Genomic DNA, 26307 nt, shown 5'->3' on the forward strand with positions numbered 1-26307 from the left:
ATGACCAAGGCACCGATCGCCGGAAACCGCACCGGCCGCAAGCTCGGCCAGCGCGTCAAGAACAAGAAGATGAAGGCCTCGTCCCGCCAATGGCTGCAGCGCCACATCAACGATCCCTATGTTCAGCGCGCCCAACTTGAAGGCTATCGCGCCCGTGCCGCCTTCAAGCTGCTGGAGATCGACGAGAAACATCATATCCTGCGCGGCGCCAAGCGCATCATCGATCTCGGCGCTGCCCCCGGCAGCTGGTCGCAGATTGCCGCCAAGGTCACCGGCTCGACCGATGAGGACATCCGTGTGGCCGCGATCGATTTCCTTGAAATGACCCAGCTGCCGGGCGTCAAGATCCTGCAGCTCGATTTCCTCGATCCGACTGCGCCGGAAAAGCTGCTGGAAGCCGTCGGCGGCACACCCGATCTCGTGATCTCAGACATGGCAGCACCCACCACCGGCCACCACCGCACCGACCATCTGCGCACCATGCATCTCTGCGAAGTGGCAGCGCATTTCGCCGTCGAAGTGCTGGGGGAAGGCGGGCACTTCCTCACCAAGACCTTCCAGGGCGGAACCGAGCGTGAGCTGCTCGCCATGCTCAAGCAGAACTTCCGCCAGGTCGTTCATGTCAAGCCGAACTCGTCGCGCGCCGAATCGGTCGAGATGTTCCTGCTGGCCAAGGGGTTCAAGGGGCGCAAGGCCGAAGGCCAAGCAGAAGAAGCTTGATCTTCAAGCCGGTCCTGACGGATGATGGCGATCGGCTGCATAATTCCTTAAATCGGGATCGATTTAAGGATAAGGTAGGCAGCAATGGAAAGCGTTGCCGCGTCCTTTGCGTGTCCGAAAGGTCGCGCGGCGCTGTGAGGATTTGAACCGCTGATCCCATGCTTCTTTACGTCACGCTCGGAACCAACGACCTTTATCGCGCAGGGCATTTTTATGATGCCGTGCTGTCTCCCCTCGGCTATCGCCGCCAGCGCTCTTCCGAAGAGGAAATCGGCTATTCCGCCGAGGGCGATACGCGCTGTCGCTTTTGGGTGGTGACGCCGTTCAATCACCGCCGGGCGACCTCAGGCAATGGCGCCATGATCGCGCTGGCGGCCGAAACGCGGGCGGATGTCGATGCCTTCCATACCGCGGCGATTGCGGCAGGCGCCGTGGATGAGGGCGAGCCCGGCCTGCGCTCCTACCATGCCCATTTCTATGCCGCCTATATCCGTGATCTCGACGGCAACAAGCTCTCTGCCGTCTGCGAAAACCCGGAGTAGCGGTTGCCTATTTCACCGCCTGCTGTTCTGCTTCGACCGTTGCTGCCGTCATCGACTTGGAGCGGTGGCCGGAAACGATTGCGCCGGCATTGCGGTCCATTCTGACGAAGGGAATGGTTGCAATGACGGTCAGTCCGGCAATGATGTAGAAGGCAAGGTGGAAATCGGCAACCTGTAGCGCTTCGCCCCTGATATGGATCGAGCTCTCCAGGATCGCGGCGGCAACCGCAACGCCGAGCGCCAGGCTGACCTGCTGCATCACCGAGCTCATCGATGTCGCCTGGCTCGCCTCGGCATCATCGATATCGGCGAAGGCAAGCGCATTGACGCCGGTGAACATGAAGGAGCGGGAGAAGCCGCCGAGCAGCAGCACGCCGATGATGACGAGGTGCGGCGTCGACGGCGTGAAAAGGCCTGTGATGACAGTCACCAGGGTCGTCACCATGGCGGCGCCGAGAAGCGTGGTGCGGAAGCCGGCAGCGGCGAAGACGCGCTTTGCCATGAACTTGGTGGTGATCGCCCCGATCGCTCCGGCAAAGGTGATGAGGCCGGATTGGAATGGCGTCAGCCCGAAGCCGAGCTGCAGCATCAGCGGCGTCAGGAAGGGCATGGCACCGACGCAAATGCGAAACAGCGTGCCGCCCAAGGTGGAGGACCGAAACGTCGGGTTCTTGAACAGGTTGAGGTTGAGGATCGGCGCCGGATGCCGCTTGGCATGGCGCACGTAGAGGAAGCCGCAGATGAGGCCGATTACGGTGGCGGTGACGCCAATGATCGGGGGCAGGGCCGGCAGACTGACCACCGACAGACCGAAGACGACGCCCGCAGCCGATAGCGAGGTCAGCACAAAACCGGTGAAATCGAGCCGAGGCGGCGCAGTCGCTTCCACCTCCGGCAGAAAGATCGTCGCAAGCCAGATGCCGATGATGCCGACCGGTACGTTGATCAGGAAGATCCAGTGCCAGCTGAAATAGGTGGTGATGAAGCCGCCGAGCGGCGGGCCGGTGAGTGGGCCGACAAGCGCGGGGATGGTGAGCAGCGCCATGGCCGAGACCAGGTCGCTGCGCTTAGTCGTGCGCACCAGCACGAGCCGGCCGACCGGCGTCATCATCGCGCCGCCCATGCCCTGCAGGAAGCGGGCAAACACGAATTCGACGAGGTTGGACGAGACGGCACAGAAAATCGAGCCGATGACGAAGACGGAGATGGCAAGGCGGAAGATTTTCTTGGCGCCGAACCTGTCGGCCATCCAGCCGCTGACCGGGATGAACACCGCCAGCGCCACCATGTAGGAGGTCAGCGCCAGCTTCAGCGTGATCGGCCCGACATGCAAATCCGCGGCAATCGCCGGCAGCGCCGTCGCAATGACGGTCGAATCCATCTGTTCCATGAAAAGGGCGACGGCAAGGATCAGCGGGACGATGCGATTCATAGGCGGGAGCCTTGATGGGGCAGCGGATTGGAGCTGGAGAGGCCCGTGCTGTTTAGTCCCAGCTGCGAGTTCTGCCAATCCCCAAATCCGGGTCGACGGCACCTTTGCTTCACGTCTGCGTGAGACGGCTTGCGCATCAACGTCGCCCGTCAGATTGACATATGTTTACTTGGCCGGGGCAAGAAATCCGGCCGGAAATGTCATCGAGGCCGGGCTGCGAACACCGCGCGTCATGGGAGAATGGATATATGCCAATTTCGACGCGAATGAAGCGGCGCGCCGTCTTCGCCGCAGGCTTTGGCTTGCTGGCGGGGCGGCTGCCTTCAAGAATGCCCGCTATCGAGATGATCGCGACCGAAAAGATCGCCTTCCTTGGCTACCACATGCCGTTCCCGGCAGTCGGCTTCGTCGAGAGGTAGGATGGCGGTTATCGCTTCGTACCGAAGACTTATCAGTTCGACATCTGATCCGAAGCGGTTCAGGCTTTCACGAAAGCGCTGACCGCTATAACATACCGCTATAACATATTGTATTTAAACCATTCCGGACCGAAAAATGCTTAGCGCTTTTCCCGCAATGCTCCTCGCGCATGGCACCCATGACGAACCCGGCTGACATGCCGGGCTTTTTGCTATTTCCTTCCTGTCATAGACGTGTTACCAGCCCTCGCCAACTTCCAAGCAACCCAATGCAGACCGACGGGGCGGACGATTCGTTTCCGGACAGGGTCGCATTTTTATTAAATGAAGGAATTTGGCCATGGCACGCATCATTGAAACGGCAACCGGCGCAGACGCGCTTACCTTCGACGACGTGCTGCTGCAGCCGGGACATTCCGAGGTCATGCCCGGCCAGACGAATATCTCCACCCGTATCGCCCGCGATTTCGAACTCAACATCCCGATCATCTCATCCGCCATGGATACCGTCACCGAGAGCCGCCTGGCGATCGCCATGGCCCAGGCCGGCGGGCTCGGCGTCATTCATCGTAACCTGACGCCGATCGAGCAGGCCGAGCAGGTCCGGCAGGTGAAGAAGTTTGAAAGCGGAATGGTCGTCAATCCGGTAACGATCGGCCCCGATGCGACGCTTGCCGATGCGCTCGCGCTCATGAAGTCCTACAGCATCTCCGGCATCCCAGTCGTCGAGAAGTCCGGCCGCCTCGTCGGCATCCTGACCAACCGTGACGTCCGCTTCGCTTCCGATCCCGAACAGAAGATCCACGAATTGATGACCAAGGACAATCTGGTCACCGTCAAGGAAAACGTCGATCAGCAGGAGGCCAAGCGCCTGCTGCATTCGCATCGCATCGAGAAGCTGCTGGTCGTCGATACCGAGGGCCGCTGCGTCGGCCTCATCACCGTCAAGGACATCGAGAAGTCGCAGCTGAACCCGAACGCTTCCAAGGATGCGCAGGGCAGGCTTCGCGCCGCCGCCGCCATCAGCGTCGGCGATGACGGCTTCGAGCGCGCCGAGCGCCTGATCGAAGCCGGCGTCGACCTTCTGGTCGTCGATACCGCCCATGGCCATTCGCAGCGCGTCCTCGATGCCGTCTCCCGCGTCAAGAAGCTCTCCAACTCGGTGCGCATCATGGCGGGCAACGTCGCCACTTATGACGGCACCAGGGCGCTGATCGATGCCGGTGCGGATGCCGTCAAGGTCGGCATCGGTCCGGGCTCGATCTGCACGACGCGCATTGTCGCCGGCGTCGGCGTGCCGCAGCTCGCCGCGATCATGTCGGCGGTGCAGGCGGCGAATGATCAAGACGTGCCCGTCATCGCCGATGGCGGCATCAAGTTCTCCGGCGATCTTGCCAAGGCGATCGCCGCCGGCGCTTCCGCCGTCATGATCGGCTCGCTGCTTGCTGGTACCGATGAGAGCCCGGGCGAGGTCTATCTTTACCAGGGACGCTCCTTCAAGGCGTATCGCGGCATGGGTTCCGTCGGCGCCATGGCCCGTGGCTCCGCTGATCGCTATTTCCAGGCTGAGGTGCGCGACACGCTGAAGCTCGTGCCTGAGGGCATCGAAGGTCAGGTGCCGTACAAAGGGCCGGTCTCGGGCGTCATCCACCAGCTTGCCGGCGGCCTCAAGGCGGCCATGGGCTATGTTGGCGGCAAGGACCTCAAGGAATTCCAGGACCGCGCCACGTTCGTGCGCATCTCAGGTGCCGGTCTTCGCGAAAGCCACGCCCATGACGTGACGATCACCCGCGAGAGCCCGAACTATCCGGGCGCTGGCCTCTGATCATGAAAGCGGGCAGTGGGATTCCTCTCTGGATCGTCGCGCTGCTCGCAGCCCTTTGCCTTGCCGTGCTTGCCTGGACGACCTTCGGCTTCGTCGTTCCCTTCAAGCATGAAACCGGCCAGGCGGTGCTCGACACCTATTTCGCCGGTTACGACGAGTCGGCCGTCTTCCACATGCAGAAGCTGCTCGATGAGAACGAGACAGCGACCAGGCTGCTACGCGCCATGTATTTCGGGCCGGAGCTGATCTTTCCGGCACTGCTGACGGCGCTGCTGTTCTTCGCCTTCCTCAAGCTCGGTCCTGTTGGTTCGTGGTTCGGCCAATCGCTGCATCCGGTCATTGGCAAAGCGGTTTACCTGCTGCCGTTCATCTACGGCATTGCCGACTACGGCGAGAATATCTCGAGCCTCATCGCCTTCGGCAACGGTGCGCCCTCTGCTGTTGCAACGCAGCTACTGCCATGGATGACGCGGCTGAAATTCGCAAGCCTCGCCATCTGTTTCATCCTCATCGTCCGGCTTGCCATCGGTCGCTGGCTCTCGCCGCGCCAGGATTGAGGCCGCCTTCGGCCTGAGCGGCGCTGGTGTCCGGTTCTCCTTTCGGCTACTGCATAAGTCCTTAATTCGGAATCGATTTAAGGAGAAAATTATGCAGCAACTCAAGGTATTACAGCGTCCTTTGCGTGCCGGAAAGACGCGCGGCGCTGTCATACGCGCAACAAATGCGGAAGCAGAAAGGAAGCGGCCATATGACCGGCTATCAAATATTCTGGCCACTCCTTGCCCATGTGGCCCTGGTCTATGGTCTGTATGCGCTTCTTGGGCTTCGGCGCGCAAAAATGGTCCGCGCCGGCACCATCGCGAAATCGGATTATCGCGAAAACCGCCGCGAGCCGGCCGAAAGCCTTGCCGTCAAGAACTGTCTCGCCAACCAGTTCGAACTGCCGGTTCTCTTCTACGCCTGCTGCATTCTTCTCTATATCACCGAGGCTGACAATCTCGTTTCCGCCGGCCTCGCCTGGGCCTTCGTCGCCCTGCGCTACGCCCACGCCGCCATCCATGTCACCAGCAACGACCTGCGTTATCGCAGCCCGATCTTCGCCGCCGGTTACCTGGTGCTTGCCGCCATGTGGGTCTGGCTCGGCGCATGGATGGTAATGAGTTGAGGCGGCAGGCGCTACCGCCCCATCACTTGCCCGCCACCTGCTACATAATTCCTTAAATCGGGATCGATCTAAGGATAAGATCTGCAGCAATTCAAAGTGCTGCAGCGCGACGACCGAACATGCCGGCATCGGCGGCAAGATGGCCGCCGCACGGTGGGCCATTCCCAAGATCGCAGACAACACACAGCAGCATGGGGCGCAGGCGGCGCTGCCGGTGAAATTCTGACTCGATATGCGTGCGGCGCCGAGCGTCTGTTTCAGTCGTGCACAGGACGCCGTAGCACTTCGAATTGTACGATAGCGCACCGTTTTCGCACGCTTTTCCCAGCCGTTAAAATGCGAGTGTTTCCATTTACCGCGGATGAAGGCCTGCATGTCATATCGGCTCGACGCGGTGGTTTGGCACATGCCTTTCGCCGTGAACAAAAAGAGTGGGAACGACATGGGCGCGGAAAGCATGGAACGCATCGGCTTGCGCAGGAAGCCGAAGCAGGAGCGCAGCATCCAGAGGCTGGACCTCATTCTCGCTGCCGCCGCCAAGATCATCGCCGAAAAAGGCGTCAGCGCCATGCGGATGACGGAACTCGCCATTGCCGCCAAGGTGCCGATCGGTTCGGTTTACCAGTATTTCCCGGAGAAGGCGGCAATCGTCAAAGCCCTGTTCGACCAGCACGCCTCGGCGATCCAGGCGAAGATGGCGGCGATGTTTTCCGACGTCCAGTCACTCGACCAGGCGCTGGACCGCGTCTGCGCCATCATCGACTGGTATTACGATTCCTACCACAACGATCCCGTCTATCTCGGCGTCTGGATGGGAACGGAGACCGATCAGGATCTGTTGCAGCTGAATATCGAACATAGCGGTCGCGTCGCCGGCATCTTCCATGACGCCGTGCGCCAGCTGGCTCCCGACTTTTGCGACGAAGACATGTATGCGCGCACTTACCTGTTCAGCCACCTGATCGGTGCTGTCATCCGGCTAGCCGCCGTGAGCGAGGAGGCCTTGGCGCGGCGCATGCTCGATGAGTGGAAGCGCGTAATCCGCGCCTCCCTTTTTGCCACGACCCTGCCGCGCGCCGCCTGAGAGCTCTTACCAGCTTGGGACCATATTGGCCGCCTTCAGCCGCGGATAAAGCCGCGCCTGGGCGGATTTGACGTCCGCCTCGAGGCTGTCGTCGACGACAGCAGGCGTGATGTTGTCGAGACAGGCGGTGATGTGCGCCGTAATAGCGTTCATCAGCGAGAGCGAAACGCCCGGCCGCTTCATGATGCCGATCTGCACCGGCGGCAGCGCCGGAAAGCCGTCCGCCTGGCTCAGCACCTTCATGCCCGTCCGCAGTGCCGATTCCGGCATCACCGAAACGGCCATGCCGGCAAGCACGGCAGCGGCAACGACGGTGCAGGACCAGCTGGTGAACAGGATCTGGTGCTCGCGCCCCACAGCATCGAGCGCCGAGCAGGCGAGCTGGCGCCATTGGCAGTCGCGCCGGCCGACGGCAAGTGGCACCGGTGCGTCGTCGCGGATCGGATGGTTGGCCGAGCCCACCCAGCAGAGCGGCTCGGTTCTCACCACATCGGACATGCGCTCGCGCGGATTGTGGGTGACGAGCGCGATATCGAGCTCGCCCTTATGCATGCGCTCGGCAAGATCCACCGAGGGTTCGCAGACGATATAGAGCTCGACATTCGGATGCGTCTTGGCGAAGCGGCCGATGATTTCGGGCATGTAGCGGTCGGCATAATCGTCCGGCGTGCCGATGCGCAGCATCCCCTCCAGCCTGTTGTCGTCGAAGGCCGCAATCGCCTCATTGTTGAGGCGAATGATGCGCCGGGCATAGTTGAGCAGTTTTTCGCCCTCGACCGTCAGTCGGTTGCCGCGTCCGTCCTTGATGAACAGCTGCTTGCCGATGCGTTCCTCGAGACGGCGCATCTGCATGGAGACGGCCGATTGGGTCTTGTAGACCCGGTCGGCGGCCTTGGTGAAGCTGCCGGAATCGACGATGGCGATGAAAGTCTGCAATTGGTCGAGATCAAGAGGCGCGGACATGTTTTCACCCATAAAGATAGCTGATGATAATCATTAGAAACATTCGTTGGACTGATCAATAGGTCTTTGACATCTTCGGGATGCAAATCAAGCAAAGTGAAGGACAGACGCCCTGCCTGTCCGAGCCGACTTCAGCCTTGCTCCTTCCCGCATGACCTCGCGGGAGGGGTGGGTTGTTGCGCGCCTAAAAGAATTCGAAAGAAAGGAGAGTCCCATGCGCATGACAGACCGAACAATAGAACTCGACTGCGGCAAGCTCACCCCGACGTTTTCCCAGCGTCTGGCAGCAGGCCTCGCACCGTTGGCCTCCCTCTTTCGCGTGTTCCGCAATCGCATGGAGATCAATGCGCTGCATGATCTGAACGACACGCAGCTGAGGGATATCGGCCTCAGCAGGGCCGACCTGACCTCTGCGTTCCTGGCCTCGACCTTCTTCGAGGACCCGTCGGAACATCTGACGCGCTCGGCGCGCAATCGCTGGCGCCTGTCGTCGTTCTTGCGCCCCTACGAAGAGCAGGAGCGTTAAGTTTCCCCGCAGGGTGATAGCCAATAGCCCTGCCGCTTGACCCGGTGATCGGCTTTCCCAAGCCATCTCCGGGTTTTTTTTACGTGCTAAAGTCCCGCATCCGGGGTTATTCGCTCGTCTTGGGCGGGGGCTTCGGCCGATAGGTTTCGAAGATCGCTTCCAGGTTCCTCTGATAGTTCTTCTGCACTTCCAGCCCGCTGTCGAACATGGCGTTCAGCATCTCGGTATAGCTGTCGGCATTGCCCTTCGCCTCTTCCTTCGGCGCTTCAGGCGTCTTGGTCTTAGTCTGGGCTGCCGGCTGCTGGCCGAGCCCGCCGATCATCTCCTGGAAGGCCTTGGCGAAGGGATTGTCGAGGAAGGGGTTCGGCGTCTGTGTTGGCGCAGGCTTCGGCACCGAAAACATCTGCTGCATCGCCTGCGTAAAGGGATTGTCGAAGACGCTGGGCTCTGGGGCCGGCTTGGGGGCGAAGCCGGTACTCTCAAGCCATTTCTGGATTGTCTCGCCCATCGCCGTGTTGAAGAAGGGATTGACCGGCGACGCCATCTGGCCGGTCGTCTGCTTGAAGAGCCCGCCCATCAGCGTATCGGCCAGCACCGGCAGCATCCGTTTGTAGATATCCTGGCCGATGCCGGTCATCTGCGCCGCCTGGGCGGCGACTGCGCGCGAAACCTCCTTCGAGCCGAAAAGCTGGGCAAGGATGTTGTTGCCGTCGGAAATGCCCTCCGGCGTGAAGGCCCGGTTCATATCCTCGAAATATCGCGCATAGTTGCCGGAGGAGACCGCCTGCATCAGCCCAACGAAATCATAGGGATTGCTGGTGCTGCGCTTCAGCCCGGCGGAAAAGGCCGGCATCAGCGCCGCCATTGCCTTCGTCGCCTGTTCCTGTGCGAGGTTGAACTGGCGGGCGATCGCCTCCATCGCCGCGCCGTTCTGCGCCTGCATCATCATGTCGAAGAGTGGCAGCATGGAAGTCCCTTTCCCCAGGTCGTGACGCATTGTAACGCCACTATAACCGGAAATGGCAATGCGCAAACGGCTTTTTGCCATAAGAACTTAGGGAGGAATTTCGCTAGAGCGTTCGGCTAAGGTTCCAGCGGCAGGTCGCGTGGAGCACCATGCCGCCGGCCTCTACGCCCGTGCTCGGAGACCGTCGACAATAGGGGCTGTCAGAGCGATTCCGGGGAAAGCGGAACCGCTTTGTGTCAGGCTCAGTACTGATAGTCCTCGAAGACCGGTTCCACGGAGCCGTGCCAGCGGCCGTGATAGAGTGCCAGCAGATCCTCGGCGAGCGTCGCCTTCTTGGCGAGCACTTCTTCGAGCGGCGCCAGGAAGATGCTCTCGTTCTGGCCTTCCCCGTTGAGCCTGCCGCGCGCCTTGAGGCCGGCCCTCGAAATACCGATCACCTCGCGCGCCATGTCGAAGAGCGGGTGTCCGCGAAACTGAGCCGTCAACCCCTCGGCGGGAACGGCGTTGCGCAGTTCCTGGACCTCGGCAAAGCTCCAATCCTTCGTCAACTCGTCAGCGGCATCGAGTGCCGCATCGTCGTAGAGCAGGCCGACCCAGAAGGCCGGCAAGGCACAGATGCGCCGCCACGGGCCGCCGTCGGCGCCGCGCATTTCGAGGAAACGCTTCAGCCGCACATCGGGGAAGAGTGTCGAAAGATGGTTGGTCCAGTCGCCCATGGTCGGCGCCGGATCGGCGACCTCGCCCTTCAATGCGCCGTTCATGAACTGGCGGAAGGTGACATGGGTACAGTCATGATAGCGGCCGTCGCGGACGATGAAATACATTGGCACGTCGAGCGCCCACTCGGCATAATCACGGAAACCGAAATCGTCGCGGAAGGTGAAATCGAGCAGGCCGGAGCGCCGGTTGTCGACATCGCGCCAAATATCGCCGCGCCAGGAGAGCAGCCCGTTCGGCTTGCCCTCGGTGAAGGGCGAGGATGCAAAGAGCGCGGTCGCCAGCGATTGCAACTTCATCGACACGCGCATCTTCTTGCGCATGTCGGCTTCAGACGAGAAGTCGAGGTTCACCTGGATCGTGCAGGTGCGGTACATCATGTCGAGACCCTGGGTGCCGACCTTCGGCATATAGCGGGTCATGATCTCGTAGCGTGACTTCGGCATTTGCGGGGTTTCCGCATAGGTCCATTTGGGACTGCCGCCGATGCCAAGGAAGCGGATGCCCATCGGTTCGGCGATTTCGCGCAGCGTCGCCAGATGCTGGTTCGATTCCCGACAGGTCTCATGGATCGTCTCCAGCGGTGCGCCGGAGAGTTCGAACTGGCCGCCGGGCTCGATCGAGATCGCGCCCATGCCGTTCTGCTCGGCAAGCCCGATGATGTTGCCGCCGTCGGTGATCGGCTCCCAGCCACTTTTTCTCTGCAAGCCGGTCAACAGGGCCGAGATGCTGGCATCGCCGAAATAGGGAACCGGGCTGTTGTCGGCGCGGAAGAAAGCGAATTTCTCATGTTCGGTGCCGATCCGAAAGCGCTCCCGCGGCTTGTTGCCCGCGGCGATATAATCGGTCAGATCCTGGACCGAAGAGAGCGGTGTCTGGTCGGTAGTGTCGCGGGCCATGCGGGATACCTGTATTCAAAAAGGCGCCCAGGGGGCCGGGCAATTGGAAGGCTGATTTGGACCCAAGCCACCTATGTTGCAAGTGAAATTCTTTCAACGACGCATCAAAAAAATAGCGCCGGTTTCCATGTCAACCCGTTTTCCAAGTCAGTTCCAGTCGCCGATTGCCGCCTGCACCACCGCCAGGGCCGCGACAGCTGCCGTATCGGCCCGCAGGATGCGCGGTCCGAGCGGAATGGCGGTGACGAAATCGAGGCTTCGAAGCCGTGCCCGTTCTTCCTCCGAAAAGCCGCCTTCCGGCCCGACCAGCAGGGCGAGATGTCTTTCCCGGACCGCCGATAGCACCAGCAGCGGGTTCTGCCCGGCATCGCCCTCGTCGCAATAGATGATGCGGCGCTCGCTCGGCCAGCGGTCGAGCAGGTCGAGAAGCCTCACCGGCTCGGCCACATCGGGAATGCCGAGGATGCCGCATTGCTCCGCCGCTTCGACGACATTGGCGCGCAGCTTGTCGAGATTGGTGATCTTGCCCTGCACGTGTTGGGTCATGACCGGCTGCAGCAGGCCGGCGCCCATTTCGACCGCCTTCTGCACGAGGTAGTCCATGCGGCCGACTTTGAGCGGCGCAAAAAGATAATGCAGGTCGCAAGGCTGCGGCTGCGGCCGCGTCTCTTCGGTTGCCGTCAAAAGGATACGTTTGCGCGTCGGGAAGGAAAGGGCAGCCTTCCACTCGCCGTCGCGGCCGTTGAAGAGCAGGATCTCTGCACCGTCCTCCATCCTCAGGACGTTGGAGAGATAGTTGAACTGATCGGCATTCGCTTCTACGACGGCGCCGCTCGTAAGCGGCGCATCGACGAAAAGCCGTTGCATGCGGAAATTGGCGCGCATTTAAAAAACTCGGGGTTTCAGACGAAGATCGCGAACATAACCCAATAAATCATTGCCGCAAGCGCACCTGAAACCGGCACGGTAACGATCCAGGCGGCGACGATCGTCATGAAATGCGAGCGGCGCACGAGATAGCGCCGGCGCGTCTCATAGATGTTCGGCTCTTCCGGCTCGTCGATATCGAAGCTCTCGGCCTTGCGTCTGATATAGGCGATGCGGGTCTTCGAATGGCGCGTGTACCATTCGCGGAAGAATCCGACGCCGAAGACGGCGCCGACGGCGATATGCGTGGTGCTGACCGGCAGGCCGAGCCAGGAGGCGACGATGACGGTAAAGGCGGTCGACAGCGCGACGCAATAGGCTCGCATCGGATTAAGCTTGGTGATCTCCTCGCCGACGAGGCGAATGAGGCGCGGTCCGAAGAGCAGCAGCCCGACGGAGATGCCGAGGGCGCCGATCAGCATCACCCAGAGCGGCGGATGGCCGACGCCGCCGTTGCCGTCGATACCGACCGATTGGACGATCGCCGAAAGCGGCCCGATCGCGTTCGAAACGTCGTTTGCGCCATGCGCGAAGGATAGCAGCGCCGCGGAGCCGATCAGGGGCAGCCGGAACAGCGTCCGCAATGAGCTGTTGCGGTTTTCGAGATCCTGCGCTTGGGCGAGCACGAGCGGCCGGGCGGCAAGCCAGCTCACCAGCCCGATGCCGATCCCGACGAGGAGGACGGTCAGCGGCTGAAACCTGCCCGGGGGTGACACCTGCAGCACCATATAAGCCATGAAACCGCCGGCCATCACCGCGACCAGGACCGGCACCCAGCGCCGCGCGGCTGCGAGCTTGTCGTCGCGATAGATAATGAAGGTCTTGACGAAATAAAGCAGCCCGGCGGCGATCAGCCCGCCGATCAGCGGCGAGGTAATCCAGCTCGTTGTGATCTCTAGTATCACACGCCAGTTCACCGGCTCCGGCCCGACGGCTGAGATGCCGGCGCCGATCACCGCCCCGACGATCGCATGGGTGGTGGAAACCGGCGCCTTCATCCAGGTTGCAAGATTGACCCAGAGGGCAGCGGCCGTCAGCGCCGCCATCATGATCCAGCCCGTCATCGCCTGCGGCACATGCACCGTATCGACAAGGTTTGCGGAAATCGTCTTGACGACGTCGCCGCCGGCGACCGTGGCGCCAAGCACCTCGAAAATCGCGGCGATGACCAGCGCCTGGCCCATCGTCATGGCGCGCGCGCCGACGGCGGCACCAACATTGTTGGTCACATCATTGGCGCCGATATTCATCGCCATGTAGCCGGCAAGGGCTGCCGCCGCCACCACGAGAACCGCTCCCGGCTGGTCGAACACATAGACACCGGCAAAGAGCATGGCCAGACCGACGAAGATCAATCCGAGACCGGGCGTCACCAGCCGCCGCAAAACATGCTTTGCCGCGTCCTCGACATGGGTGATCTTGTCAAGGTCCTTGTCGAGCGTGCGTTTCGTGAGAACTACGGGACGTGGCGGCATTCTTTTTCCTGAGAATAAAGCTGCTTCTACGCTGCTTTCTTAGCAGCGCAAGATGGCAGGATTCATTCCGCTGGAATTTGCTTCGCCGCCTTGGCCGAAAGCCTGTCGGTCATCCTTTGCTTGAAGGCGAGGAAAAGGTGGCGGAGCTCCGGTTCACGCACGCGCGTTGCAGCCTCATCAAGCGAAACCCATTCAATGCGGCGCTCGCCTTTTTCCTTGAAATTCTTCGCCATCTCGGTGACTTCGAGCGCATAGACCTGCACCTTGCAGATCACCTGCACTCCGTCGCGCAGCACCTTCGGATAGCTATAGGCGCCGAGCGTCTCGGTTTCGACAACGCCGCGGACGCCCGCTTCTTCAAAGGCTTCCTGCATCGCGACCTCATGGGCGCATTTGCCCGTCATCGGCCAGCCCTTGGGAATGACCCAGCGGCCGGTGTCGCGGCTGGTCATCAATAGCACCTCGACCTCGCCGCTCTTCTTCTTTGCCCGATAGCAGAGGGCGCCGTATTGCTGTCGCGGCGGTCGCCGGAACATCAGTTGCACATCGGAAGCCAGTCGGGCCAGAAGAGTCAATGGTCGGGTCACCTTCGCAGTCGTCGTTAGGAATCACTCATATACATATATCACGGAAAGCTTACGCAATCCAAAAGGCCGCAGAACGATTTGCACCGCGATTAACGCCGTTCATAGGGAAATCGAGGCCGGACAGGTCCGGAAAATCCGTCACGCCCTGTCTCGAATGCGTCACATTGCACAGCTGTACAATATGGCGTGATCTTGCCTTTCGTTCAATGGCGAGATCTAGTGGTCAACCGTGATTTTTTGAATGTCGTCCTCATGCGTCTGCCACCGCTCAACGCCATCCGCGCCTTCGAAGCCGTCTGTCGTCACGGCAGCATTCTCAAGGCTGCCGAAGAGCTGAATGTGGTGCGTGGCGCCGTGCGCCAGCAGATCGATACGCTAGAGAATCATTTCGGCCGCAAGCTCTTCACGCGTGACGGCCGCGGGCTGGTCCCGACCTTGCAGGCTAGGGCTTTTGCCGAAGCTTCGAGTGCGGCTTTCGACATTCTGCAGCGCGCCGCTTTGGAACTTGCAGGCGCCGTGCCGAGCCGTATTCGGCTCGGCGTGCCCTCAGCCTTCGCGGTCTGGTGGCTGATGCCGCGTATGGCAGACATGCAGGCGAGCCTCGGCGATACCGTAGACATCGTGCCGATGACGATGGTCGAGCCGCTGCGGATGCACCCCGAATTGGACGCTGTGATCATGGGCGGCGAATACCGGCCGGCGGCAGGCATTTCGGCCCTGCGGTTCATGGAGGACGAGTTCGGCCCGGTCGCGACGCCTTCGCTTGCCGCGACACTATCGAGCGATCCGGCGGCGATGGGCGCGCTGACGATGCTCGCCAGCCGCAGCGTTCCGAAGCTCTGGGACGAATGGTTTGCCGAAAGCGGCACGCCGCCGGTCGTCTTTTCCCGCGTCCAGGAATTCGAGGATCTGCTGCTGGCGCTGGGTGCCGCCCGCTCCGGGCTTGGCATCGCGCTTGCGCCACGCGCTTCGATCGAGGACGATCTTCAGCGCGGGTATCTGGTCGCGCCCTATGGCTTCATCTCCCGGCTGCCGGGTTACAGCCTCTGCTGCCGTACGCCGGATGCGAAGCGGCCGGCCTTCGCGACCCTGTCCGGCTGGCTGCTTCGTTGCGGGACGCCTACCTGAAAACGGCAGATTTTCTGCTCCTTCGTCAGAATTACTTCCATATTCGCAGCCCTGTTGCTCCGCTAAAAACAGCACGATACGCAAATAGGAAGAGACAATGGAAAAGACCGCAACCCGCATCGACTGGATCGGCAACGGCTGCCGGCTGCTCAAGGCGACGGCGGCCGAATTCGAGCGGACGCGTCCTTTCGAGGGCCTGTCGATCGGCACCGGCATTCACCTCGAGCCGAAGACGGTGGCGCTGCTGATGACGCTTCGCGCCGGCGGCGCACGTCTCGTCTGCACCGGCAATCTCAACAGCACCCAGCCTTCGACCGTCGAGTTCCTGCGTTCCCAAGGCATCACTGTTTTTGCCACGCAGACGACCGATCCTGCCGCTCATCATCAGAGCCTCGAAGCGGTCATTGCTGAAAAGCCGGATCTGCTGCTCGACAATGGCGGCGATCTTTTCGCCATCGCGGCAGAAAAGCCCTATGCCAATCTCCGTGGCGGTACAGAGGAAACCACCTCGGGCCGCACCCGTCTGCTGCCGCTGCGCGAGCGGCTGAACCTGCCGATCCTCGTCATCAACGATAGCCCGATCAAGCAGTTCGCCGAAAACAGGCATGCCGTCGGCCAGAGCCTGTTTGAAAGCTACCTGCGCTTCACCAACCGCTCCACCAACGGCAAGCGCGTGACGGTCTTCGGCTACGGCGCCTGCGGCAAGGGCACAGCCGCCTGTTTCCGCAATGGCTTTTCCGCCGTCAGCGTCGTCGATTTCGACCCGGTGACGACGCTCGAAGCTCATCTCGATGGTTTCATCACACCGCTGCGCGACGCAGCGATCCGCTCGGCCGATATCATCGTCACCGTCACCGGTTCTGCCGGCATCGTGACGGCAGCCGACCTGCCGCTCGTCAAGGACGGCGCGATCCTGATGAACGGCGGCCATTTCCCGCATGAGATCGATGTCGATGCCTTCCGCCGCCATCCGAATGTCGCCGGCATCGACAGCTATGAGGCCGATCATATCGAGAGCTTCCATCTGAGCGACGGCCGATCCTTCCATGTGCTCGGCGGCGGTCACATGGCCAATCTCGCCGGCCCGCGGCCGCTCGGCAATACCGTCGAGTCGATGGATCTCGGCTTCACCCTCCAGGCCCGCTGCCTGGAACGCATCGCCAGGGGCGAGGCCGATCCCCATTCCTGCATCGTGCCTGTGCCCGCTGATATCGATGCTAGGGTGGCGAACGCCTATCTCGATCTGGCGCGCTGATTCGGCTGACGGATTAAGAGCCGACGGATTAAAATCAGTCGATCTCGACGACGAGCTTTCCGTCCGCCTGCCGGTCTTCGATCAGCCGATGCGCCTCATCTGTATCGGCAAGGCTGAAGCGGCGCGGGTCGAGCTTCGGCATCACCTTGCCGGCTTCGGCGAGCTTCGTCATCTCCCGCATGATTTCACCGTGATGGGCGCGTCCCTCGCCGGTCAGAAGCGGCAGCAGCGTGAAGACGCCGGAATAGCTGGCGGCCTTGAAGGAGAGCGGCGCCAGCGCGTGGCTTCCCCAGCCGAGGCAACTCACGACATGACCGAACCGGCTGACGGCTCGGAATGCCGTATCGAGCCCCTGGCCGCCGACCGTATCGTAGACCAGATCGAAACCCCTGCCGCCGGTGTGTCCTGCGACGTAGGTTTCCACCGTTTCCGCATCGCGATCGATCGGCGTTGCACCAAGGCCGGCGAGATAGTCCGCTTTCGAAGCGCTGTCGACGACATAAACCTCGGCTCCCACAGCCTTGGCGATCTGCGCGACGATATGGCCGACACCGCCGCCGCCGAGCACGAGAACCTTCTGGCCGGCCTTGACCCCGGCGCGGTCGACCAGCCCTTCCCAGGCGGTGATCGAGATCAGCGGCAGGGCGGCTGCCTCGCGCATCGACAGATTCTGCGGCTTTGGCGCCAAGAGCACGGCGTCGACAGCTGCAAATTCGGCAAGCGATCCCTGAATGCCACCGACCCCGCCGGTCATGCCGTAGACCGCGTCGCCCTGGCGGAAACCGCTGACGCCAGCCCCGATCTCTTCGACGATGCCGGCCATATCGATGCCGACAATGGCGGGAAGCGGATGGCGGGCATGGGCCGCATTGCCGGCCCGGATCTTGAGGTCGAGCGGATTGACGCCGCTTGCCTTGATGCGCACCAGAACCTGGCCTGCGCCGGGAACCGGTTTTGCAATATCGGCGACGCGCAATGGCGAATTCGGCGCTTCAGCCAGCAGCGCTTTCATTGTTGATTGTACAGACATCGAACTCTCCTTCGTTTGCATCGTGGCGTCCGTAGCGCGCCGCAGCAAGTTGTTCTCTAAGAAGATGGTTCATTGAAACACGAATGAAAATGAAAGATAACGACTGAAGTCCATGCATTTTTGTTTGGCGGATGCTAGAGCCTTTCCGCGTTAGATTGCAGCATTCTGTTGGCTCAAACGGAGTCGGATGGTCGACCGGCCGGCGCGTGTCGTAGCCCGGCTCTACGGCCAAGCCGGCCGGTCGATCAGCCGGCCCGTTTCAGCCAACCCGAAGGGCCGGGCATCTTTCCGCCAGGATCAGAGGCGATCGGCTCGGACGTACCAAAAGGTATGCCCTTCGCCAATCGCCTCTGCCCTGACGAAAACCTGCTCCGGCAGATGCTTCAATCTAACCCGGAAAGGCTCTAGCGATGGAATGGAGCGACCTCAAACTATTTCTGGCGATCGCGCGGTTCGGCACGCTGGGGGCAGCGGCCCGCAGCCTCGGACTGACGCAGCCGACGATGGGCAGGCGGCTGCGTGCCCTTGAAACCTCTCTCGGCCAGACGCTCTTTCAGCGAACGACCGATGGCTTCGTCCTGACCGATGAAGGCGCGGCCGTGTTCGCCGGCGCCGAACGCATCGAAGAGGAGGCGCTCGCCGTCGAGCGCGTCCTTGCCGGCGGCAGCCGTCAACTCGATGGTTTTCTCAGGCTATCCTCATCCGACTGGTTCGGCGCGCATGTGCTTTCGCCGGTGCTGGCGGAATTCTCGCAAGTCCATCCGAAGGTGGTGGTCGAATTGTTGACCGACAGCCGGCTTCTCAGCCTGTCACGACGCGAAGCCGACCTCGTCTTTCGCATCCAGCCCTTCGCGGAAGCAGAGGTCATATCGCGCAAGCTTATCCATATCGAATACGGCCTTTACATCAGCCGCGGTGCGCTGCACCCCGAAGCCGGCGACGGAGCGGGCGCCCGCCTCGTCACCATGGACGAGGCTTTCGGCGACATGCCTGATGTCGGCTGGCTGCGTCGCCTGTTGCCGCGGGCCGAGATCGTCATGTGCAGCAACAGCCGCGATGTGCAGGCGGCGCTCTGTGCCAATGGCGCCGGGCTCGCCGTCCTGCCACGACCGCTCGGCGATTCGCATGCTGCCATCGAACTGGTCGATCTCGGCGAACCGCCGCCCGGTCGCGACACCTGGGTCGGCTATCACCGCGACATGAAGCGCCTGGCGCGGCTGCGCGCCCTGCTGGATCTCGTCATCGAGAGGCTGGCGCGCTGAACCGGCGCAGCGATCAGCGCTCCCAATAGGGGACGGGGCCATAAAGCCCTGCCAGATAGTCGATGAACAACCGCACCTTGGCCGGCAGGAACTGCCGGCTGGGATAGACGGCCGACAGCGCGACATTGTGGGAGCTTTCATAGGCCGGCAGTACCTGCACCAGCCGGCCGGCTTTGAGCTCTTCACCGATGTCCCAGGTGGAGCGCAGCGCGACCCCTAGGCCGGCGATGACAGCCTCGCGGATCACCTCGCTGGAATTGGTGATCAGCATGCCTTCCGGCCTGAGACTCAGCGCCCCGTCCGGCCCGTTCAGCCGCCAGGTGTCGTTATTGTGGGCCGGCAGGCAGCGGTGGCGTTTCAACTCGTCGATGTGCTTCGGCTCGCCATGCGCCGCAAGGTAATCCGGTGAAGCGCAGAGCAGCCGGCGTACCGGCGCCAGCCTTCGGGCAACGAGGCTCGAATCGGTAAGTTCGGCGATGCGGATCGCCAGATCGAAACCGCCGCCGACGATGTCGCTGAATTCGTCGGTCAGCACCAGGTTGATCGCCAGCTCCGGATGCGTCTCCATGAAAGCCTTCAGATGCGGCGCGATATGCATGCGCCCGAAGGAGGTCGGGGCCGAGATCTTCAGCGTGCCGTGCATCTGTGCCGAGCGGCCGGAAATATAGAATTCCGCCTCCTCAAGCCCGGCGAGAATGCCGAGAACGCGGTCGTAGAAGCCCTGTCCGGCTTCCGTCAGCGAGATTTGTCGCGTCGTGCGCTGCAGAAGCCGGGTGCCGAGCCGATCCTCCAGCCGCTTGATCCGTTTGGAGACGACGGCCGGCGAAAAGCCGAGTGCCCGCCCGGCCAGCGACATGCTTCCCGTTGCAACCACCTTGGCAAAGATTTCGAGATCACCCAGATTGGTCATAAGGTTTTGTGACTTTTTCCCCTTTTGGCATAAGTGCTTAGCATTTGCGCCACTTTCGGGAAAGTGCTAAGCCGTTTTCTCGGCAGCAGGGAGGTTCGCGGCCGGCTTCCGCTGTCATCTTCCCGCTGGGAGAACGCCATGTCCGACGCCATTTCGTTTCTCGAGCCCCGCGCCGATGTCTTGGCACGGCGCGCCCAGATCGTTGCCGATCTGACCGATCTTCTGCCGCCGGAATGCCTGGTGCATGAGGCGCGCGAGCTGGTGCCGTTCGAGACCGACGCCTTCGTGTCCTATCGTCGCCTGCCGCTCGCCGTCGCCCTGCCGCGCACCACGGCCGAGGTTTCGGCCATCATGCGCTATTGCAACCGCTACGGCATTCCCGTCGTGCCGCGCGGCGCCGGCACCTCGCTCTCCGGCGGCGCCATTCCGCAGGAAGATGCCGTCGTGCTCGGCCTGTCGAAGATGAACAGCATCCTCGAAATCGATCTGCCGAACCGCGTCGCCGTGGTTCAGGCGGGCGTTACCAATCTCAATATTTCCGAATCCGTCTCCGCGGACGGCTTTTTCTACGCACCCGATCCGAGTTCGCAGCTTGCCTGCACCATCGGCGGCAATATCGGCATGAATTCCGGCGGCGCCCACTGCCTGAAATACGGGGTCACCACCAACAATCTGCTCGGCGTCAGGATGGTGCTGGTCGACGGCACGGTGATCGAGCTTGGGGGCAAGGCGCTGGATTCGGCAGGTTATGATCTGCTCGGCCTCGTCTGCGGCCACGAGGGCCAGCTCGGCATCGTCACCGAGGCGACGGTGCGGCTGATCGCCAAGCCGGAAGGTACGCGCCCGGTGCTCTTCGGATTCGAGAGCTCGGAAGAGGCCGGCGCCTGCGTTGCCGATGTCATCGCCGCCGGCATCATCCCGGTCGCGATCGAATTCATGGACAAGCCGGCGATCGAGATCTGCGAGGCCTTCGCCCATGCCGGATACCCGCTCGATGTCGGCGCGCTGTTGATCGTCGAGGTCGAGGGATCGGAAGCGGAGATGGACGCGACGCTGAAGGACATCGTCGCGATCGCCCGCCGGCACGCTGTGAAGACCGTACGCGAATGCCAGTCGGCGACCGAGGCGGCACTGATCTGGAAGGGCCGCAAATCCGCCTTCGGCGCCACCGGCCGCATCGCCGACTATATCTGCATGGACGGCACCGTGCCGCTCAGCCAGCTCTCCCACGTGCTGAAGAGGACTGCCGAGATCGTCGATCATTATGGCCTGCGCGTTGCCAATGTCTTCCATGCCGGCGACGGCAATATGCATCCGCTGATCCTCTTCAACGCCAATGATCCCGAAGATGCCGCCCGTGCCGAGGCGGCCGGCAACGATATTCTGAGGCTCTGCGTCGATGCCGGCGGCTGCCTCACCGGCGAACATGGCGTCGGCATCGAGAAGCGCGACCTGATGCGGCATCAATATTCCGAGACCGACCTTGCCCAACAGATGGCGGCGCGTGCCGCCTTCGATCCCGGCTGGATCCTCAACCCGTCGAAGGTCTTCCCGCTCGAAGGGCGCCCCGCCGCATGATCGACCTGATGCCGAAGAGCGAGGAAGAGGCAGCGGCGATCGTCCGCGCCCACGCGGAAGCCGGTCGGCCGCTTGATATCTGCGGCGGCAATACCCGCTCGGGCTTCGGCAATGCGGTTGCCGCCGAAGACCGGCTGCGCTCGACCGGACTTTCCGGCATCGTCGCTTATAATCCCGGTGAAATGGTCATGACCGTCCGATCCGGCACGCCGCTTGCTGAGGTCGAGGCCGCCCTTTCGGAGAGCGGCCAGATGCTCGCCTTCGAGCCGATGGATCATCGCCCTCTCATGGGAACATCGGGCGAGCCGACCATCGGCGGCGTCTTCGCCGCCAATGTCTCCGGCCCGCGCCGCCTGATCGCAGGTGCCGCCCGCGACAGCCTGCTCGGTGTGCGCTTCGTTAACGGCAAGGGCGAGATCATCAAGGCCGGCGGCCGCGTGATGAAGAACGTCACCGGCCTCGACCTCGCCAAACTGATTGCCGGCTCGCATGGCACGCTCGGTTTCCTCACCGAAGTCACCTTCCGTGTGCCGCCGCGCCCGAAGACGGAGCGGACGGTGGTACTATCATGCCTCAACGACGCCGAGGCGGCGAACGCCATGGCGGCGGCGATGGCCCTGCCGGTCGAAGTCTCGGGTACGGCGCATCTGCCGCTGACGGTGACCTGGAAATTCCTCGCCGGCAAATTGCCCGAGGGCGAGGCGACGGTTCTGCGCATCGAAGGCTTGCCGGGCTCGGTCGACGTGCGCATCGAAAAGCTTGCCGCGGCAATGTCGGCCTTCGCCACCGTCACGCGGCTGGAGCAGCCGGAAAGCCACAGGCTCTGGCAGGAAATCCGCGACGTGCTGCCCTATGCCGACGGCACTGCGCGACCGGTCTGGCGTGTCTCGGTCGCCCCCGGCACCGGCCATCAACTGGTCGCAGCCCTCCGCCTCGAGGCCGGCATCGACGCCTTCTACGATTGGCAGGGCGGCCTCGTCTGGATGCGCATGGAGGCCGGCCCTGAAGCCGAGCAGGTCCGTCGCTACATCAAGGCGCTCGGCGGCGGCCACGCGACGCTGATCCGTGCATCGGGTGAGGCGAGGGCGGTTACATCGGCCTTCCATCCCGAGCCCGAGGCGGTGGCGATGCTGTCGCGGCGGGTGAAGGAGAAATTCGATCCGATGGGGATTTTTAGTCCGGGGAAGATGGGGTGAGGGATGAGATGGCTCTGCGCGCGAGTTACCCCCCTCTGTCCTGCCGGACATCTCCCCCACAAGGGGGGAGATCGGCAAGAGGTTGGACCATCGCTTCCTATCTGCCGTGTCGGAGTCGCAGTGCCCGAATTGTTTGGGGACGTCATAGCCCCCAGCCAATCTCCCCCTTGTGGGGGAGATGTCCGGCAGGACAGAGGGGTATTCCAGGCACAACGCCCGACATCCTCCCAAAGCAGAGGTCCCGTTAGATGCAAACCAACTTCACCCCGACCCAGCTTCTCGACCCTGATGTCGCCGAATCCGAGCAGATCCTGCGCAAATGTGTCCATTGCGGTTTCTGCACCGCCACCTGTCCCACCTATGTCACGCTCGGCAACGAACTCGACAGTCCGCGCGGACGCATCTACCTGATCAAGGACATGCTGGAAAATGGCCGGCCCGCCGATGCCGAGGTCGTCACCCATATCGACCGCTGCCTCTCCTGCCTTGCCTGCGTCACCACCTGTCCCTCCGGCGTCGATTACATGCATCTGGTCGATCACGCCCGCGCCCATATCGAAAAGACCTACAAACGCCCGTTCATGAACCGGCTGACGCGCGCCATTCTTGCTGCCGTGCTGCCCTATCCCGGCCGCTTCCGCCTGGCGCTCAATCTCGCCCGTCTCGGCCGGCCCTTCGCCGGTCTGATGCGGGGCGGCGCGCTGAAACCCTTCGCCGCCATGCTGGCGCTTGCGCCGCGCCGCATCCCCGCTGCTTCGCCGTTCGCAAAGCCCGGCAGCTACCTGCCCGAGACGGAACGGCGCGGCCGGGTGGCGATCCTTTCCGGCTGCGCGCAGCCGGTGCTCGATCCCGGCATCAACGCGGCGGCGATCCGGCTGTTGACGCGGCTCGGCGTCGAGGTCGTGCTGCCGGAAGGCGAGGTCTGCTGCGGCTCGCTGGTCCATCACATGGGCCGCGCCGAACAGGCGCTCGAAAGCGCCCGTGCCAATGTCGATATCTGGACGCGCGAGATCGACGGGCAGGGCCTCGATGCGATCATCATCACCGCCTCGGGCTGCGGCACGACGATCAAGGATTACGGCCACATGCTGCGCCTCGATCCAGCCTATGCCGCAAAGGCGGCCAGGGTTTCGGCGCTGGCCAAGGACGTCACTGAATATCTGGCAACCCTCGACCTGCCGGCACACATGCCAAAGGGCATCACGGTCGCCTATCATTCCGCCTGTTCCATGCAGCACGGCCAGCGGATCACGCTCGCGCCGAAGCAATTGCTGAAAGCGGCGGGCTTTGCCGTGCGCGATCCGGCCGAAGGCCACCTGTGCTGCGGCTCTGCCGGCACCTACAACATCATGCAGCCGGAAATCTCGGCGGTGCTGAAGGCACGTAAGGTCAAGAACATCGAGGCGACCAAGGCCGATATTATCGCCACCGGCAATATCGGCTGCATCACCCAGATCGCCACCGGCACCGGCATGCCAATCCTCCATACGGTCGAACTTCTCGATTGGGCCTATGGCGGCGCTGTGCCGGAAAAATTAACAGGTTTGCCGTTAGGTTGAAGCTTGCGAAGGCCCGTCGGGCCGGTCTCGGGAGTTTAGACGATGTGGCGGGGAATGATTGTACTTGCGGGACTGCTCGGTGCGGCAGGCACTGCCCATGCCGACAGTCGTTACTTCTGTTCCGCCGATGACAAGGAAGCGCGCTTCACGCTGGAAAGCGGTTTCGAAAGTACCGCCGGCCACAAGCTCAATCATTTCCGCGGCGCGCTCATCGTCAAGGAATCAACCGTATTCGGAAAGCGTGTTTTCGAATCGCAGCACCTGACCAATCACTGGTCGCGCGACGGCGAACTGCTTATGGAGGTCTTTGACGGCGGCGAAGATGATACCGGCGGAGCGACACTGGATCTGGTGGTCGTCGCCGGCGAGCGCGGCAAGCCGGCGGCAAATTTCAGCGGCACCTATTCCCTGACGATCGCAGGCGGCGCAAAACCCTATGCCGTCGAGGGCAAGGTCAGCTGCGGCACCAAATAGAGCAATTTCAGGAAAAGTGCGAAGCGGTTTTCCGTCCGGAGTTGCGTAACAATAAAAGGTTAGAGCGGTTCTGCGCTTCTACGCGCTGAACCGCTCTAACACCGCAGCCGAAATTTATCCTTACCAGTGGAATGAAACGCCGACGTTGACGGCATTCGTGAAGATGTTGGTCTTCAGGTCGACGCCGCTGTCGATCGGAACGTCGATGCGCGAATAGGTGCCCTTGTATTCGACGAAGGTCGACCAGCGCTCGGTCACCTTGAAGTCGACGCCGGCCTGGGCCTGCAGCGTCACGCCGCCGAATTCATAGGCCCAGGTCTTGCCCTCAGGGCGAATCACTTCGACATGCGGAATGTTCACGCCGATACCGGCGCCGAGATAGGGCGTCCAGCGGCGGGTCGGATCCTGGAAACGGTAGAGACCATTCAGCGTGATCAGGTTCAGGCCGTCGGTGAATTCGAAATGCGACCAGCCGGTCTTGGCCAGCGTATCGTCGTCGGCATAGACCTTGTCATGGGTATAATCGAGCGAGATACCCCAATTCGGTTTGTTGAAGTTCTCGAGCCACCAGGTGACGCGGCCGCCGTAATAGGGCGGGGCGCCGAAGGACTTGCCTTCCCAGCCAGCAGTGAAATGCGTGCCGTCGGAGAGATCGACGCCGCTATGCGGTGCGGTCTGATAGCCGCCGTAGACGGAGAATTGCAGATCTTCCGCCGAGGCGGATGCTGCCGAACAGATCGTGAAAAAAGCGATGCCCGCAAGCACGGAAACGGACGAGCGCAGCCCATATGTCATTGAATAGCCCCGATATTGCAAATATGTCGACTCTGAGGCTGGTGTGCCAGCTTTCCGCCGCAAAGTCTAAGAAAAATAAAAGGCGCGACGAAAAGCGCCTATCATTTTTTTCTGAAGTGTTGCTCAGCCGCCGAAAAGCGTTCGCAGCACGTCGATGCCTCTGTCTTCGAACGCGACCTTGCCCTGCTTGTTGCCGGGGCCAATGACGATCACCTTGGTGCCGACGGGTGCGCGGTCGTAGAGATGCGTCACATCCTCGTTCATCATCCGGATACAGCCGGAAGACATGTTGAGGCCGATCGTCCAGGGCTGATTGGTGCCGTGAATACGGAAGATCGTGTCGCGGCCACCCTGGTAAAGATACATGGCGCGGGCGCCGAGCGGATTGTCCTCGCCACCTTCCTGGAAAGCAGGAATCATATGTCCCTTGGCGGCTTCGCGGCGGCGCATCTCGGCCGGCGGCGTCCATGCCGGCCATTCCGCCTTGCGGCCGATCTTAACGACGCCCGACCAGCCGAAGCCGTCGCGGCCGACGCCGATGCCGTAGCGGGTGGCGCGGTTGTTGCCCTCGATGAGGTAGAGATATTTGTTGTTGGTATCGATAATGACGGTGCCTGCCGCTTCCGTTGTCACCAAGCGCACTTTCTTGCGCTTGAATTCCGGCTTCACATATTTCGGCATCTGCGCCACACGCACGACCTGTGCCGGGCGCTGCGCGTTGTCAGGAGTAGAGCCGGCGGGTGCAGCCAAGGCTGATGTAGACATCAAGGACAGGACAAGTCCGGCAGCAGCCAGACCCGGCATTAGTTTGATCATGATCGATTCCCCTCAAGCAAATTCGCTCGAAGCTACATGAACTTCTGCCTGATTCA

26 protein-coding genes are annotated in these 26307 nt (G+C 62.0%); 15 read left to right on the plus strand and 11 right to left on the minus strand.

Annotated features, from left to right (window positions below; genetic code table 11):
• Positions 1 to 720: an RlmE family RNA methyltransferase gene (locus N2A41_RS02410; protein ID WP_170256215.1), complete on the plus strand. Its 720-nt coding sequence runs from the start codon at positions 1 to 3 to the stop codon at positions 718 to 720.
• 158 nt (positions 721 to 878) lie between these two features.
• A complete protein-coding gene (locus N2A41_RS02415; protein WP_170256214.1) occupies positions 879 to 1262 on the plus strand; it encodes a VOC family protein in 384 nt (127 codons plus the stop codon).
• A 7-nt stretch (positions 1263 to 1269) separates the two neighbouring features.
• Here N2A41_RS02415 and N2A41_RS02420 read toward each other — a convergent pair whose 3' ends face one another.
• On the minus strand, positions 1270 to 2694 hold the full coding sequence (locus tag N2A41_RS02420) for a DHA2 family efflux MFS transporter permease subunit (protein WP_222281640.1): 1425 nt from the start codon (positions 2692 to 2694) through the stop codon (positions 1270 to 1272).
• 248 nt (positions 2695 to 2942) lie between these two features.
• Between N2A41_RS02420 and N2A41_RS02425 the strand changes: the two genes are divergently transcribed.
• The 5 genes from N2A41_RS02425 (at position 2943) to N2A41_RS02445 (ending at position 7187) form a co-directional block, all read left to right on the plus strand.
• On the plus strand, positions 2943 to 3113 hold the full coding sequence (locus N2A41_RS02425) for a hypothetical protein (RefSeq protein ID WP_222281679.1): 171 nt from the start codon (positions 2943 to 2945) through the stop codon (positions 3111 to 3113).
• 340 nt (positions 3114 to 3453) lie between these two features.
• Complete coding sequence (gene guaB, locus N2A41_RS02430) at positions 3454 to 4938, plus strand: IMP dehydrogenase (protein WP_017967142.1); 1485 nt, start codon at positions 3454 to 3456, stop codon at positions 4936 to 4938.
• A 2-nt stretch (positions 4939 to 4940) separates the two neighbouring features.
• The gene (locus tag N2A41_RS02435; protein ID WP_162119341.1) at positions 4941 to 5495 is read left to right on the plus strand and encodes a hypothetical protein; all 555 of its coding nucleotides are present in this window, start codon (positions 4941 to 4943) and stop codon (positions 5493 to 5495) included.
• Positions 5496 to 5686: 191 nt separating this feature from the next.
• The gene (locus tag N2A41_RS02440) at positions 5687 to 6103 is read left to right on the plus strand and encodes an MAPEG family protein (protein ID WP_026154447.1); all 417 of its coding nucleotides are present in this window, start codon (positions 5687 to 5689) and stop codon (positions 6101 to 6103) included.
• Between the two features lie 442 nt (positions 6104 to 6545).
• Positions 6546 to 7187: a TetR family transcriptional regulator gene (locus N2A41_RS02445; RefSeq protein ID WP_260110171.1), complete on the plus strand. Its 642-nt coding sequence runs from the start codon at positions 6546 to 6548 to the stop codon at positions 7185 to 7187.
• 6 nt (positions 7188 to 7193) lie between these two features.
• Here N2A41_RS02445 and N2A41_RS02450 read toward each other — a convergent pair whose 3' ends face one another.
• On the minus strand, positions 7194 to 8150 hold the full coding sequence (locus tag N2A41_RS02450) for a LysR substrate-binding domain-containing protein (protein ID WP_032985245.1): 957 nt from the start codon (positions 8148 to 8150) through the stop codon (positions 7194 to 7196).
• Between the two features lie 214 nt (positions 8151 to 8364).
• On the opposite strand from N2A41_RS02450, the gene N2A41_RS02455 reads away from it, so the two are divergent.
• Positions 8365 to 8676 (plus strand): DUF1127 domain-containing protein, encoded by a 312-nt coding sequence (locus N2A41_RS02455; protein ID WP_222281642.1) that lies wholly within the window; start codon positions 8365 to 8367, stop codon positions 8674 to 8676.
• 106 nt (positions 8677 to 8782) lie between these two features.
• On the opposite strand, the gene N2A41_RS02460 is transcribed toward N2A41_RS02455, so the two are convergent.
• From N2A41_RS02460 to N2A41_RS02480, 5 genes are all read right to left on the minus strand, one after another.
• Complete coding sequence (locus tag N2A41_RS02460) at positions 8783 to 9643, minus strand: DUF937 domain-containing protein (protein WP_260110172.1); 861 nt, start codon at positions 9641 to 9643, stop codon at positions 8783 to 8785.
• A gap of 242 nt (positions 9644 to 9885) precedes the next feature.
• The gene (locus N2A41_RS02465; RefSeq protein ID WP_222281644.1) at positions 9886 to 11259 is read right to left on the minus strand and encodes a glutamate--cysteine ligase; all 1374 of its coding nucleotides are present in this window, start codon (positions 11257 to 11259) and stop codon (positions 9886 to 9888) included.
• 147 nt (positions 11260 to 11406) lie between these two features.
• On the minus strand, positions 11407 to 12144 hold the full coding sequence (locus N2A41_RS02470) for a 16S rRNA (uracil(1498)-N(3))-methyltransferase (RefSeq protein WP_260110173.1): 738 nt from the start codon (positions 12142 to 12144) through the stop codon (positions 11407 to 11409).
• Between the two features lie 17 nt (positions 12145 to 12161).
• Positions 12162 to 13661 carry an inorganic phosphate transporter gene (locus N2A41_RS02475; protein WP_260110174.1) on the minus strand — a complete coding sequence of 500 codons (1500 nt, stop codon included), beginning with the start codon at positions 13659 to 13661 and terminating at the stop codon, positions 12162 to 12164.
• Positions 13662 to 13723: 62 nt separating this feature from the next.
• The gene (locus N2A41_RS02480) at positions 13724 to 14236 is read right to left on the minus strand and encodes an NUDIX hydrolase (RefSeq protein WP_222281647.1); all 513 of its coding nucleotides are present in this window, start codon (positions 14234 to 14236) and stop codon (positions 13724 to 13726) included.
• Positions 14237 to 14500: 264 nt separating this feature from the next.
• Here N2A41_RS02480 and N2A41_RS02485 point away from each other — a divergent pair, with 264 nt between their 5' ends.
• Together N2A41_RS02485 and N2A41_RS02490 are read left to right on the plus strand one after the other, a co-directional pair.
• Entirely contained in the window at positions 14501 to 15376 is an 876-nt protein-coding gene (locus tag N2A41_RS02485; RefSeq protein ID WP_441005714.1) for a LysR substrate-binding domain-containing protein, read from the plus strand.
• 97 nt (positions 15377 to 15473) lie between these two features.
• Entirely contained in the window at positions 15474 to 16631 is a 1158-nt protein-coding gene (locus N2A41_RS02490) for an adenosylhomocysteinase (RefSeq protein ID WP_260110176.1), read from the plus strand.
• A 34-nt stretch (positions 16632 to 16665) separates the two neighbouring features.
• Here N2A41_RS02490 and N2A41_RS02495 read toward each other — a convergent pair whose 3' ends face one another.
• The gene (locus N2A41_RS02495) at positions 16666 to 17661 is read right to left on the minus strand and encodes a zinc-dependent alcohol dehydrogenase family protein (protein WP_222281650.1); all 996 of its coding nucleotides are present in this window, start codon (positions 17659 to 17661) and stop codon (positions 16666 to 16668) included.
• Positions 17662 to 18071: 410 nt separating this feature from the next.
• Here N2A41_RS02495 and N2A41_RS02500 point away from each other — a divergent pair, with 410 nt between their 5' ends.
• A complete protein-coding gene (locus tag N2A41_RS02500; RefSeq protein WP_260110177.1) occupies positions 18072 to 18923 on the plus strand; it encodes a LysR family transcriptional regulator in 852 nt (283 codons plus the stop codon).
• Positions 18924 to 18936: 13 nt separating this feature from the next.
• Here N2A41_RS02500 and N2A41_RS02505 read toward each other — a convergent pair whose 3' ends face one another.
• Complete coding sequence (locus N2A41_RS02505) at positions 18937 to 19833, minus strand: LysR family transcriptional regulator (RefSeq protein ID WP_260110178.1); 897 nt, start codon at positions 19831 to 19833, stop codon at positions 18937 to 18939.
• A 138-nt stretch (positions 19834 to 19971) separates the two neighbouring features.
• Between N2A41_RS02505 and N2A41_RS02510 the strand changes: the two genes are divergently transcribed.
• The 4 genes from N2A41_RS02510 to N2A41_RS02525 all read left to right on the plus strand — a co-directional run bounded on the left by N2A41_RS02510 (position 19972) and on the right by N2A41_RS02525 (position 24640).
• Positions 19972 to 21411 carry an FAD-linked oxidase C-terminal domain-containing protein gene (locus N2A41_RS02510; RefSeq protein WP_260110179.1) on the plus strand — a complete coding sequence of 480 codons (1440 nt, stop codon included), beginning with the start codon at positions 19972 to 19974 and terminating at the stop codon, positions 21409 to 21411.
• A complete protein-coding gene (gene glcE, locus N2A41_RS02515) occupies positions 21408 to 22607 on the plus strand; it encodes a glycolate oxidase subunit GlcE (RefSeq protein WP_260110180.1) in 1200 nt (399 codons plus the stop codon). The genes N2A41_RS02510 and glcE overlap by 4 nt, the downstream gene beginning before the upstream one ends.
• Positions 22608 to 22855: 248 nt before the next feature.
• Entirely contained in the window at positions 22856 to 24166 is a 1311-nt protein-coding gene (glcF, locus tag N2A41_RS02520) for a glycolate oxidase subunit GlcF (protein ID WP_260110181.1), read from the plus strand.
• Between the two features lie 42 nt (positions 24167 to 24208).
• On the plus strand, positions 24209 to 24640 hold the full coding sequence (locus N2A41_RS02525; RefSeq protein WP_017967162.1) for a hypothetical protein: 432 nt from the start codon (positions 24209 to 24211) through the stop codon (positions 24638 to 24640).
• A 120-nt stretch (positions 24641 to 24760) separates the two neighbouring features.
• On the opposite strand, the gene N2A41_RS02530 is transcribed toward N2A41_RS02525, so the two are convergent.
• Together N2A41_RS02530 and N2A41_RS02535 are read right to left on the minus strand one after the other, a co-directional pair.
• Positions 24761 to 25435, minus strand: a complete 675-nt coding sequence (locus N2A41_RS02530; RefSeq protein WP_222385736.1) for an outer membrane protein — start codon at positions 25433 to 25435, stop codon at positions 24761 to 24763.
• A 123-nt stretch (positions 25436 to 25558) separates the two neighbouring features.
• Positions 25559 to 26251: a L,D-transpeptidase gene (locus N2A41_RS02535; RefSeq protein WP_260110182.1), complete on the minus strand. Its 693-nt coding sequence runs from the start codon at positions 26249 to 26251 to the stop codon at positions 25559 to 25561.
• Positions 26252 to 26307: the final 56 nt, after the last annotated feature.

It is taken from the genome of Rhizobium sp. SRDI969, from assembly GCF_025152725.1.
GTDB classification, from domain to species: Bacteria; Pseudomonadota; Alphaproteobacteria; order Rhizobiales; family Rhizobiaceae; genus Rhizobium; species Rhizobium leguminosarum_I.

Bases quoted from the DNA above. Each gene is read 5' to 3' on its own strand.
- N2A41_RS02460 (WP_260110172.1), bottom strand. From the start codon at position 9,643: ATGCTGCCACTCTTCGACATGATGATGCAGGCGCAGAACGGCGCGGCG.
- N2A41_RS02485 (WP_441005714.1), top strand. From the start codon at position 14,501: ATGCGTCTGCCACCGCTCAACGCCATCCGCGCCTTCGAAGCCGTCTGT.
- N2A41_RS02490 (WP_260110176.1), top strand. From the start codon at position 15,474: ATGGAAAAGACCGCAACCCGCATCGACTGGATCGGCAACGGCTGCCGG.
- glcF (WP_260110181.1), top strand. From the start codon at position 22,856: ATGCAAACCAACTTCACCCCGACCCAGCTTCTCGACCCTGATGTCGCC.
- N2A41_RS02425 (WP_222281679.1), top strand. From the start codon at position 2,943: ATGCCAATTTCGACGCGAATGAAGCGGCGCGCCGTCTTCGCCGCAGGC.
- N2A41_RS02495 (WP_222281650.1), bottom strand. From the start codon at position 17,661: ATGTCTGTACAATCAACAATGAAAGCGCTGCTGGCTGAAGCGCCGAAT.
- N2A41_RS02535 (WP_260110182.1), bottom strand. From the start codon at position 26,251: ATGATCAAACTAATGCCGGGTCTGGCTGCTGCCGGACTTGTCCTGTCC.
- N2A41_RS02510 (WP_260110179.1), top strand. From the start codon at position 19,972: ATGTCCGACGCCATTTCGTTTCTCGAGCCCCGCGCCGATGTCTTGGCA.
- N2A41_RS02530 (WP_222385736.1), bottom strand. From the start codon at position 25,435: ATGACATATGGGCTGCGCTCGTCCGTTTCCGTGCTTGCGGGCATCGCT.
- glcE (WP_260110180.1), top strand. From the start codon at position 21,408: ATGATCGACCTGATGCCGAAGAGCGAGGAAGAGGCAGCGGCGATCGTC.
- N2A41_RS02470 (WP_260110173.1), bottom strand. From the start codon at position 12,144: ATGCGCGCCAATTTCCGCATGCAACGGCTTTTCGTCGATGCGCCGCTT.
- N2A41_RS02525 (WP_017967162.1), top strand. From the start codon at position 24,209: ATGTGGCGGGGAATGATTGTACTTGCGGGACTGCTCGGTGCGGCAGGC.
- N2A41_RS02465 (WP_222281644.1), bottom strand. From the start codon at position 11,259: ATGGCCCGCGACACTACCGACCAGACACCGCTCTCTTCGGTCCAGGAT.
- N2A41_RS02500 (WP_260110177.1), top strand. From the start codon at position 18,072: ATGGAATGGAGCGACCTCAAACTATTTCTGGCGATCGCGCGGTTCGGC.
- N2A41_RS02435 (WP_162119341.1), top strand. From the start codon at position 4,941: ATGAAAGCGGGCAGTGGGATTCCTCTCTGGATCGTCGCGCTGCTCGCA.
- guaB (WP_017967142.1), top strand. From the start codon at position 3,454: ATGGCACGCATCATTGAAACGGCAACCGGCGCAGACGCGCTTACCTTC.
- N2A41_RS02440 (WP_026154447.1), top strand. From the start codon at position 5,687: ATGACCGGCTATCAAATATTCTGGCCACTCCTTGCCCATGTGGCCCTG.
- N2A41_RS02420 (WP_222281640.1), bottom strand. From the start codon at position 2,694: ATGAATCGCATCGTCCCGCTGATCCTTGCCGTCGCCCTTTTCATGGAA.
- N2A41_RS02450 (WP_032985245.1), bottom strand. From the start codon at position 8,150: ATGTCCGCGCCTCTTGATCTCGACCAATTGCAGACTTTCATCGCCATC.
- N2A41_RS02410 (WP_170256215.1), top strand. From the start codon at position 1: ATGACCAAGGCACCGATCGCCGGAAACCGCACCGGCCGCAAGCTCGGC.
- N2A41_RS02505 (WP_260110178.1), bottom strand. From the start codon at position 19,833: ATGACCAATCTGGGTGATCTCGAAATCTTTGCCAAGGTGGTTGCAACG.
- N2A41_RS02455 (WP_222281642.1), top strand. From the start codon at position 8,365: ATGCGCATGACAGACCGAACAATAGAACTCGACTGCGGCAAGCTCACC.
- N2A41_RS02445 (WP_260110171.1), top strand. From the start codon at position 6,546: ATGGGCGCGGAAAGCATGGAACGCATCGGCTTGCGCAGGAAGCCGAAG.
- N2A41_RS02475 (WP_260110174.1), bottom strand. From the start codon at position 13,661: ATGCCGCCACGTCCCGTAGTTCTCACGAAACGCACGCTCGACAAGGAC.
- N2A41_RS02415 (WP_170256214.1), top strand. From the start codon at position 879: ATGCTTCTTTACGTCACGCTCGGAACCAACGACCTTTATCGCGCAGGG.